Source organism: Sphingomonas bacterium (assembly GCF_903643065.1).
Classification (GTDB): domain Bacteria; phylum Pseudomonadota; class Alphaproteobacteria; order Sphingomonadales; family Sphingomonadaceae; genus Sphingomonas.
The window spans coordinates 1-8,642 of record NZ_CAHJWX010000048.1; the positions used below are offsets into that span (position 1 = coordinate 1).

Consider the following 8,642-nt stretch of genomic DNA (forward strand, 5'->3'; position numbering starts at 1 on the left):
CACCGTCCGCGCCGACCAACAGCGTCGCCTTGGTCCGCGAGCCGTCGGCGAAGGCGACCGCGTGGCACCCCCGCCCCGTCGCCCGAACCGAGGCGACCTTGCGGCCCCAGCGCACCGTGTCGAAGGGCAGCGCGTCCAGCAGCAACCGGCGAAGCTCGCCGCGATCCACCTCCGGCCGCGCCGAGGCGGCACTGCCCGGCCGATCGAGCAGCACCGTGCCGTCCCGATCAACGATCCGCTTGGCGTCCTCGCCCGGCCGTACCAGCCGCCGGAACGCGTCGTATAGTCCGAGCGCGCGGAGCGCACGCTGGCCGCTATGCTCGTGAAGGTCGAGCAGCCCGCCCTGCGCCCGCGCGTCCGGCGATGCCTCACCTTCATAAACGGCGACCTTGACCCCGTGCCGGTGCAAGACGCCGGCAAGGACCAAACCTCCCAAGCCTGCGCCGATGATGGTGACGTCTTCCCGCATGCGTCCGCGCTCCTCGCTTGCACGGGCCGCGCCCGTGCCGACGTTGGTGGAGCCGCTGGCCGGCAAACCGCCGGCGTGCGCGCAAGGGTGGTAGGGCCCACACCGTCGTTTTTCGCAGCGAAGTCTGCTTACGACCGCCGCGTCAGAGGCGCAACCGCCTGCTGATCGCACGCACTCCCGCATTGAGCGACCACGCCACGTGGTGGCATCATTCTCGACCGGCAACCATCCGATTGAGACGCTGGTGCCGATGTACCACCTGAGTCAGGCTAGCTTCGATTTCGACATCGCGACCGTTTCCGGCAACCCCATTAAGTTCGAAATGTGGGCGATGCCGACCGAGGACGAGGCGATCACCGGGCTCCACCAAGCGTATCTGGAGCAGTTCCAGCAGCCGCTTAAGCTGTCCGATGTCGTCGCGGGGTTGGGGCCGGACAGCGACTATGCCGCGGTGTTCATCCCGGCGGCCACGGCCCGCTAATCGACTTACATACGAGCGCCGACATCGCTGCGGTGCTGCGCTGGGCGCTCGACAACGAGCGGCACATCCTCGCAATCTGTCATGGTCCGGCGGCGCTTCTCTCGCTGGCGAACACGCGCGAGACCGGCAGCTTTCCGTTTGCCGGTTACACGATCACCGGCTTCCCGGACGCCCAGGATCGAGAGATTGTTGATACCGGTTATTTGCCGGGACCGCTCACCTGGCTAGTCGGCGAGAAGTCGCAGACCTTAGGTGTGACGATCGCCAACAGCGACGCGGATGGGTCCACGCACAAGGACCGTAGATTGGTGACCGGCGCGAGCCCGCTGGCCGCGAACGACTTTGGCAAGCTCGCGGCCGAGACGCTGCTCGCCGAAGTCGCGGCAAGTTGAACGCGCGCAGCAAGGGAACATTGCGATTGCCACCACCGAGATGCTCAAGACACTCGCCGCCACGCCGATCGCCGAAGTCGCGACCGTGCTGACGATCAACGGCGAGGAGCGGCATTTGGCGATCGAGCCGTGGACGACATTGCTCGACCTGCTGCGCGACAAGCTCGACCTGATCGGGACCAAAAAGGGCTGCGATCACGGCCAATGCGGTGCCTGCACGGTGCTGATCGACGGGGTGCGGGTTAACTCCTGCCTCAAGCTGGCGGTGACCCTCGACGGCCACGAGATCACGACGATCGAGGGGCTGGGCGGCCCCGGCAACCTTCACCCGCTCCAGGCCGCGTTCGTCGAACACGACGCGTTCCAGTGCGGCTATTGCACACCGGGGCAGATCTGCTCGGCGCAGGGCCTCATCAACGAGGGCCATGCGCGCTCGCGGCTGGAGGTGCGCGAGCAAATGAGCGGCAACATCTGCCGCTGCGGCGCCTACACGAACATCGCCGACGCCGTCCTCGATGTGCTCGGACAGGAGGCCGCGGCATGATCCGGTTCGACTATGCGCGGCCCGGCAGCGTGCCCGACGCCATTCGGGCCGGCATGCCGGACCGCGCAGCATTCCTCGCCGGCGGCACCAACCTGATCGATTTGATGAAGGAGAATGTCGCGCGCCCGCTGGAGGTGGTCGACATCAACCGGCTGCCGCTGCGCGAGATCGTCGAGCTGAAGGGCGGCGGCTTGCGGCTGGGGGCGCTCGTGACGAACAGCGAGACGGCCTATGACGCGCGCGTCCAGGCGCGCTACCCGATGCTGGCGGGCGCGATCCTCGCCGGGGCGAGCCCGCAGCTGCGCAACGCCGCGACGAACGGCGGCAACCTCAACCAGCGTACCCGCTGTTATTATTTCTATGACGTCGACACGCCGTGCAACAAGCGCTCGCCCGGCCAGGGCTGCGGCGCGATCGGCGGGTTCAACCGCGTTCATGGCGTGCTGGGCACCAGCGACCAGTGCATCGCCACCCACCCATCCGACATGTGCGTGGCGCTCGCCGCGCTGGCGGCCGAGGTCCAGGTGTCCGGCCCGAAGGGCGATCGGACGATCGCCTTTGCGGACTATCACCGCTTGCCCGGCGATGAACCCTGGATCGACAACACGCTGCGTCCCGGCGAGATCGTCACCGCGATCGACCTGCCGTCGGAAGGGTTCGCGAGCAACTACACCTATCTCAAGCTGCGCGACCGGCGCAGCTATGCTTTCGCGCTGGTGTCGATCGCGGTCGGCCTGCGGATCGAGGAGGGCCGGATCGCCGAGGCGCGGATCGCGATGGGCGGCGTGGCGCACAAGCCGTGGCGTCGCCGCGACGCCGAGGAGCTGCTGATCGGCCGCGGGCCTGACGACGCGTCGTTCGCAAAGGCGGCCGAGGCGCTGCTCGCCGGCGCGGTCGGCCAGCCGACCAACGCCTTCAAGATCGAGCTCGGACGCCGCGGCATCGTCCGCGCGCTCAAGCAGGCCGTCGCCGGCACACCCCAGTCTCAGACCGACAAGCGCATCGCGTGAGGAACCGTACATGAACGCACCCCAGAAGGTCGGCATCGGCACGCCGCTCAGCCGCGTCGACGGCATTGCCAAGGTCACCGGCGAGGCCCGCTACGCCGCCGAATATCGCGTCCCCGACATGCTCTACGGCGTCGCCGTCGTGTCGGCGATCGCCAAGGGCCGGATCGTCTCGATCGAGGAGGAGGCCGCGCGTAGCGTTCCGGGTGTCGTCGACATCCTGAGCCATCTCAACCGCCCCAAGCATGCATGGATGAATCGCAGCTGGAAGGACGAACTCCAGATACCCGGCGAGCCGTTCAAGGCGTTCCACGACGACCGCATCATGTTCAATGCGCAGCCGATCGCGGTCGTCGTCGCGCAGACGTTCGAGGCGGCCCGCTTCGCGGCAAGCCTGGTCGAGGTCGCCTACGACGCCGAGCCGCACAACATCGACTTCGAAACGTCGCTGGCGGAGAAATTCTATCCCAAGCCGTTCGATCGGCGCAACACCTTCCACCCGCCCAAGAACCACGGCAACGCGGAAGACGCCTTCGCCGATGCGCCGCTCCAGCACGTGGCCGAGTATCACCACTCCGTCGAGCATCATATGCAGATGGAGATGCACGCCTCCACCGTGCATTGGCATGGCGACGGCAAGGTCACGATCTACGACAAGGTCCAGGGTCCGATAACGTCGCAGGAGCTGGTCGCCAGCGCCTTCGGGCTCGGCGCCAAGAACGTGCGGGTGGTCAACGCCTATGTCGGCGGAGGCTTCGGCGGCGCGCTCCGGCCGCAATGGCAGCTTCAGGTCGCCACCATGGCCGCGATCCAGCTCGAGCGGTCGGTGCGCGTGGTGATGACCCGCTCGCAGATGTTCAGCCATGCCCACCGGCCGGAGTGCACCTATGCGATCAAGCTCGGTGCGAACGCGGACGGCACGCTGGCCGCGGTGCTCGGCGACGCCACCACCTCCACCTCGCGGTTCGAACAGAACATGGAGGACATCGTCACCTGGGGTATGATCAATTATGCCTGCCCCAACATCCAGGGCAGCTACGCGATCGCGCCGCGCGACACCTACACCTCGGCCGACATGCGCGCGCCGGGCGCGGTGACCGGGATGACGATGTTCGAGATCGCGATGGACGAGCTGGCCTACAAGGCAGGCCTCGACCCGCTCGCCTTCCGGCTGCTGAACTATTCCGACATCGATAACATGAACCGCAAGCCGTTCACCTCCAAGGCGTTGCGCGAAGCCTACCATGAAGGCGCGGAGCGGTTCGGCTGGGAAAAGCGCTCGCCGGAGCCTCGGTCCATGAAGGAAGGGCGGGAGCTGATCGGCTGGGGTATGGCGACCGGCCTGTGGGAAGCCAATTTCTCGAAGACTTCCGCGTCGGCCAAGCTCACCGCCAACGGTCACCTGGAGGTCGCCTCCGCCACGTCCGACATCGGCACTGGTACTTATACAGTCATGGTGCAGGTCGCGGCGGACACGCTCGGCCTTTCGCCCGACGATATTACCGCGCGTCTGGGTGACAGCGACCTTCCACCCGCGCCGGTCGAGGGCGGCTCCTGGGGCGCCGCTTCGACGGGCGCTGCGGTGCAGCTCGCCTGTCAGTCGGTCGCCAAGAAGCTGCTGAAGGTGGCGGACAAGGTCAAGGGACGCCCCCTCCACGAGGTCGGCTCCATCGAGGAACTGGAGTTTTCCGGGGGTGAGATGATCAAGCGCGACGACCCGACCCGCCGGGTCGCGCTGCTCGACGCCATGCGGGCAGGCGGGCTCGACGTCATCGAAGCAACCGAAACGGCGTCACCCGGTATCGGCGGCATGATCTCGCTCGCCACCAAGGCGCGCAACACGCACAGCGCGGTGTTCGTCGAGGCGCGCGTCGACGAGGACCTCGATCAGGTACGCATCACCCGCGTGGTCGTCGCGGTCGCGGCCGGCCGGATCATCAACCCCAAGACGGCGCGCAGCCAGATCCTAGGCGGCGTCGTGATGGGGATCGGCATGGCGCTGCACGAGGAAACCATGCCCGACAAGGCGCTCGGCAAGTGGATCAACCACAGCTTCGGCGAGTACCATGTGCCCGCGCACGCCGACATTGAGGAGATCGACGTGATCTTCGTCGACGAGCCCGATCCCGAGGTGACTCCGCTCGGCGTTAAGGGCCTGGGCGAGATCGGCATCGTCAGCGTCGCCGCCGCCGTCGCGAACGCCATCTATCATGCCACCGGCAAGCGGGTACGCTCGCTACCGATCACGGTGGACAAGTTGCTGGCGGCTTGATCGCCCGCTGCCGGTCCCCTGTTCGGTGCAGGACATCCACAAGGCGCGTGCAACCAACGAACCTGCCAAGGTGAGCATACGACGCCCACGAAGGCATCAAGCACGCGCCATGCCGTCGGTCGCGCAAAGACTGGGGTGAGCAGGCGAGCGCCGAAGCCGAGTGCCGCGAACCATGCGAAGCCGGCGGATGCGGCGCCCGCGACGAAGGTCGGGCGGAGCGCGATCGGCTGTGTCGATCCGGCCGCTCCCATCAGCAGCACGGTGTCGAGATAGACGTGCGGGTTGAGGAAGGTGAAGGCGGCCGTCGCGGTGAGCGCGTGTCCGAGCGTCACGCCCTGTGCGCCGCCCACGACCATCGCGTCAGGCGCCATCATCCGGCGAAGCGCCTTCAGGCCGTACCAGGCAAGGAACGCGGCGCCGCCCAACGCCAGCACGGTGGCGAGTTGGGGCATGGCGGCGAGAAAAGCCCCCACGCCGCCTACCCCGGCGGCGATCAACAGGGCGTCGGCAAGGCCACAGAACAGCACGATGACGCCGACATGCTCGCGCCGGAGACCCTGCCGCAGCACGAACAGGTTCTGAGCGCCGATCGCCATGATGAACGCGGCCGACAGCAGGAACCCTGAAACGAAAGCAGGGATGATGTTGGACATGGCGGGCATTTGCCTCATCGGAACGCGCGAGGAAAACTTGTTCTGCTTACCTCGATGAAGGAGTGCTTCATCATGCTTGACTACCCGTCCATCGCGGCGGTCGCCGCCGTGATCCGCGAAGGGACGTTCGAGCGCGCCGCGACCGTGCTTGGCGTCACACCGTCGGCGGTCTCGCAGCGCGTGCGCGGTCTGGAAGAGCGGCTCGGCGCCGTCCTGATTAATCGCGGGCAGCCGTGCGAACCCACCGAACTGGGACGCGCGCTATGCGCCCACTTCGATCGCGTTCGCCTGCTGGAGCACGACCTCGACCCCGCGCTCGGCCGGGCCGTCCGGCGAGTGGGGGCCACGCCCACGCTGACGGTCGCGGTGAACGCCGACAGCATGGCGACTTGGTTCCATGTCGCCGTGGCCGCTTTCGGCCGGGAGAACGACGTCTCGCTCGACCTGAAGCTCGACGACGAGGCGCATACCGCCGATCGGCTTCGCTCCGGCGAGGTGCTGGCGGCCGTGGGCGCCGATCCCGAGCCCGTGCAAGGCTGCAAGACGACCGAGCTTGGCTCGATGCGCTATGCCGCCTGCGCGAGCCCGGACTTCATGGCGCGGCACTTCAAGGGCGCGGTAAGTGTCGACAGCTTGGGTCGAGCGCCTCACCTGCGCTTCGACCGGCGCGACACCCTGCAAGGCAGATGGGCGCGTGAGGCGTACCGAACCGATCTTGCCGCGCCCGTGCACTGGGTGCCATCCACCTACGGTTTTCTCGACCTCACGCTTTCCGGGCTGGGATGGAGCGTGCAACCGTTGGCGATGGTCGCGGCGCATCTGGAAGCAGGCCGCCTCGTCGAGTTGCCCCCCTGCCATGAGGCTCGACGTGAAGCTGTATTGGACGGTAGCGCGGCTTCACTCCGGTGTATTGCGCCAGCTCACTGATGCCGTTCGCGCCGCCGTCGTCGACGAGCTTCGATAAGGTGTCTTGCCAGACCTCACTGGACGGCGACGTTGCCGGCGAGCGCCGCCAGGACGACCTGCTTGGACTCGGACGCCATGATCATCTCCGTTCGACGTGCAGCGGCGATGTTGCGGTGTGGCCGGACGCCTGTCGAGCGCTCAGTCGTCGATGCGGTCGTGCGCGTCGGCCTTGCCGCGGATCCAATAGCCGCCGGCCTTGGTCCACGCGCGCGGGTGACCCCGCTCGTCGAGAACGTGGCGGCGCACCGATCGCGCGACGCTTGCCTCCGCCGCGATCCATACGAATCCGTCGCCCGGTGGCATGTCATGCCGCGCCATCGCCGCGCGCAGCAGCGCCGCGTCGTCGGTTGCACCATCGCGGAGCACCCAAGCCGGCGTCCAGGCGGCGGCGGTCGGGATAGTCTGGACGTCGGCGTCGCTCTCGCGGTCGTCGGCGGGCTCGACACGGCGTAGGAAGTGAGATGCGAGCCTGAAGACTTTAGCTTTAAACCACCGAGCCTTCGCCAACGATAATGACCGCGGCTGAAGGCGTGCCGTACTCGGCGCCGCCTCGCTTACTTGACCGCGCATGACGCTGCGCGCCGTTCTCGCGCGAAGTCACCTAGTGAATGGTGTTCGCGTCCGGATTCACTGCATCCTGCTCGATACCGGCGCTGAGAGCTACAAGCACGCCGGCGTCCTTTCTTCTCGTGAAGAGTAAGGGTCACAATACCTGCGCTCAGCCTGCCTCACATTAGCGCACGGCCTGGCCACATCTGGCCTCAGTCGCGCGCGGAGATCACCTGGAGCTGCGTGAACTCCTCCAGCCCCTCGTCGCCCATCTCGACGCCCAGGCCCGACTGTTTGGCGCCGGCGAACGGGATGTGGTGGGCGAGGTCGGGATGGCGGTTGATCCACACCGACCCGCTGTCCATCCGCTCGGCATAGCGGCGCGCGCGCGCCGGATTTGACGACCAGACCGACCCGCCCAGCCCATAGGAGGACGCGTTCGCCCGCGCGAGCGCATCCTCCGGGTCGTCGTACCGGATCACCGGCAGGACGGGGCCGAACTGCTCCTCGTCGACCAGCCGCACGCCGTCGGTGACATCGCGCACGATCTGCGGGCGGATGAAATAGCCCTGGTCCGGCACGACGCCCGCGTCGCCCATCACCGTGCCGTGCCGCGCGGCATCGTCCCGCAGCTCGCGCACCCGCTCATATTGCGCCTTGTTCTGGAGCGGGCCGAACTGCGTCCCCTGCTCCAGCCCGTCGCCGACGATCGCGCCCTCGCACAGGGCGGCGAGCTGGTCGCAGACCTCGTCGTAGAGCGCGTCGGGCACATAGGCGCGCTTGATCGCGACGCAGAGCTGGCCGCTATTGGCGAAGGCCCCGTTGAACAGCCCGGTCGCGACCGCGCGCGGCTCGGCATCGTCCAGCACGATCGCCGCGTCGTTGCCGCCCAGTTCCAGCGTCACGCGCTTCAGCGTGTCCGCCGCCGCGCCCAGCACGTGCCGGCCCGTCGCGGTGGAGCCGGTGAAGGTGATCTTGCGCACGTCCGGGTGCGCGGTCAGCCGGGGGCCGACCGTGCCGTCGTCGCCCAGCGCGTTGAGCACGCCCGCCGGAAAGGCGTGCTGGAGCAGGGCCGCCGCGCGCAAGGTGGTGAGCGGCGTCGTCGGCGCGGGCTTGGCCACCACCGTGTTGCCGGCGACCAGCGCCGCCGCGATCTTGGTGGCCATCATCGACAGCGGGAAGTTCCAGGCGACGATCGCCGCCACCACGCCCAGCGGCCGGCGGCGATAGACGATGCGCCGCCCGTCCGCGTCCTCGGCCGCGCGGTCGGCGAGGTGCGCGCCGGACGCGCGCTTGAACGTCGCGGCGG

The 8,642-nt window shown here is 67.8% G+C and carries 10 protein-coding genes; 6 read left to right on the plus strand and 4 right to left on the minus strand.

Translation table 11 applies throughout. The features are described 5' to 3' along the window. Positions 1-469 (minus strand): FAD-dependent oxidoreductase (locus tag HUU95_RS03135; protein ID WP_174278767.1); only part of this gene is annotated, 469 nt, incomplete at its 3' end. Positions 470-668: 199 nt separating this feature from the next. Between HUU95_RS03135 and HUU95_RS03140 the strand changes: the two genes are divergently transcribed. Genes HUU95_RS03140 through HUU95_RS03160 form a run of 5 tightly spaced genes read left to right on the plus strand, consistent with a single transcriptional unit; the run spans position 669 to position 5,165 of the window. After that, positions 669-950 carry a hypothetical protein gene (locus HUU95_RS03140; RefSeq protein WP_174278768.1) on the plus strand — a complete coding sequence of 94 codons (282 nt, stop codon included), beginning with the start codon at positions 669-671 and terminating at the stop codon, positions 948-950. Positions 951-982: 32 nt separating this feature from the next. Beyond that, positions 983-1,342, plus strand: coding sequence for a hypothetical protein (locus tag HUU95_RS03145; RefSeq protein WP_174278769.1), 360 nt, complete (start codon positions 983-985; stop codon positions 1,340-1,342). Between the two features lie 40 nt (positions 1,343-1,382). Continuing rightward, positions 1,383-1,886, plus strand: a complete 504-nt coding sequence (locus tag HUU95_RS03150) for a (2Fe-2S)-binding protein (protein ID WP_174278770.1) — start codon at positions 1,383-1,385, stop codon at positions 1,884-1,886. Next, entirely contained in the window at positions 1,883-2,896 is a 1,014-nt protein-coding gene (locus HUU95_RS03155) for an FAD binding domain-containing protein (RefSeq protein WP_174278771.1), read from the plus strand. The genes HUU95_RS03150 and HUU95_RS03155 overlap by 4 nt, the downstream gene beginning before the upstream one ends. Positions 2,897-2,906: 10 nt before the next feature. Further along, the gene (locus HUU95_RS03160; RefSeq protein ID WP_174278772.1) at positions 2,907-5,165 is read left to right on the plus strand and encodes a xanthine dehydrogenase family protein molybdopterin-binding subunit; all 2,259 of its coding nucleotides are present in this window, start codon (positions 2,907-2,909) and stop codon (positions 5,163-5,165) included. Here HUU95_RS03160 and HUU95_RS03165 read toward each other — a convergent pair. After that, complete coding sequence (locus HUU95_RS03165) at positions 5,102-5,827, minus strand: LysE/ArgO family amino acid transporter (protein WP_254602591.1); 726 nt, start codon at positions 5,825-5,827, stop codon at positions 5,102-5,104. The two genes, HUU95_RS03160 and HUU95_RS03165, sit on opposite strands and share 64 nt — an antisense overlap. A gap of 45 nt (positions 5,828-5,872) precedes the next feature. Between HUU95_RS03165 and HUU95_RS03170 the strand changes: the two genes are divergently transcribed. Then, positions 5,873-6,745: a LysR family transcriptional regulator ArgP gene (locus HUU95_RS03170; protein ID WP_302480086.1), complete on the plus strand. Its 873-nt coding sequence runs from the start codon at positions 5,873-5,875 to the stop codon at positions 6,743-6,745. A gap of 177 nt (positions 6,746-6,922) precedes the next feature. Here the strand turns inward: HUU95_RS03170 and HUU95_RS03175 are convergent, their stop codons facing one another. Beyond that, positions 6,923-7,291, minus strand: coding sequence for an SIP domain-containing protein (locus tag HUU95_RS03175; protein ID WP_254602592.1), 369 nt, complete (start codon positions 7,289-7,291; stop codon positions 6,923-6,925). Positions 7,292-7,545: 254 nt separating this feature from the next. Further along, the coding region (locus HUU95_RS03180) for an aldehyde dehydrogenase family protein (protein WP_174278774.1) at positions 7,546-8,642 on the minus strand (1,097 nt) is incomplete at its 5' end.

What these genes read in the sequence shown, in the direction of transcription:
- HUU95_RS03150 (WP_174278770.1), top strand. Translation starts at nt 1,383, where the DNA reads ATGCTCAAGACACTCGCCGCCACGCCGATCGCCGAAGTCGCGACCGTG.
- HUU95_RS03155 (WP_174278771.1), top strand. Translation starts at nt 1,883, where the DNA reads ATGATCCGGTTCGACTATGCGCGGCCCGGCAGCGTGCCCGACGCCATT.
- HUU95_RS03160 (WP_174278772.1), top strand. Translation starts at nt 2,907, where the DNA reads ATGAACGCACCCCAGAAGGTCGGCATCGGCACGCCGCTCAGCCGCGTC.
- HUU95_RS03165 (WP_254602591.1), bottom strand. Translation starts at nt 5,827, where the DNA reads ATGCCCGCCATGTCCAACATCATCCCTGCTTTCGTTTCAGGGTTCCTG.
- HUU95_RS03170 (WP_302480086.1), top strand. Translation starts at nt 5,873, where the DNA reads ATGAAGGAGTGCTTCATCATGCTTGACTACCCGTCCATCGCGGCGGTC.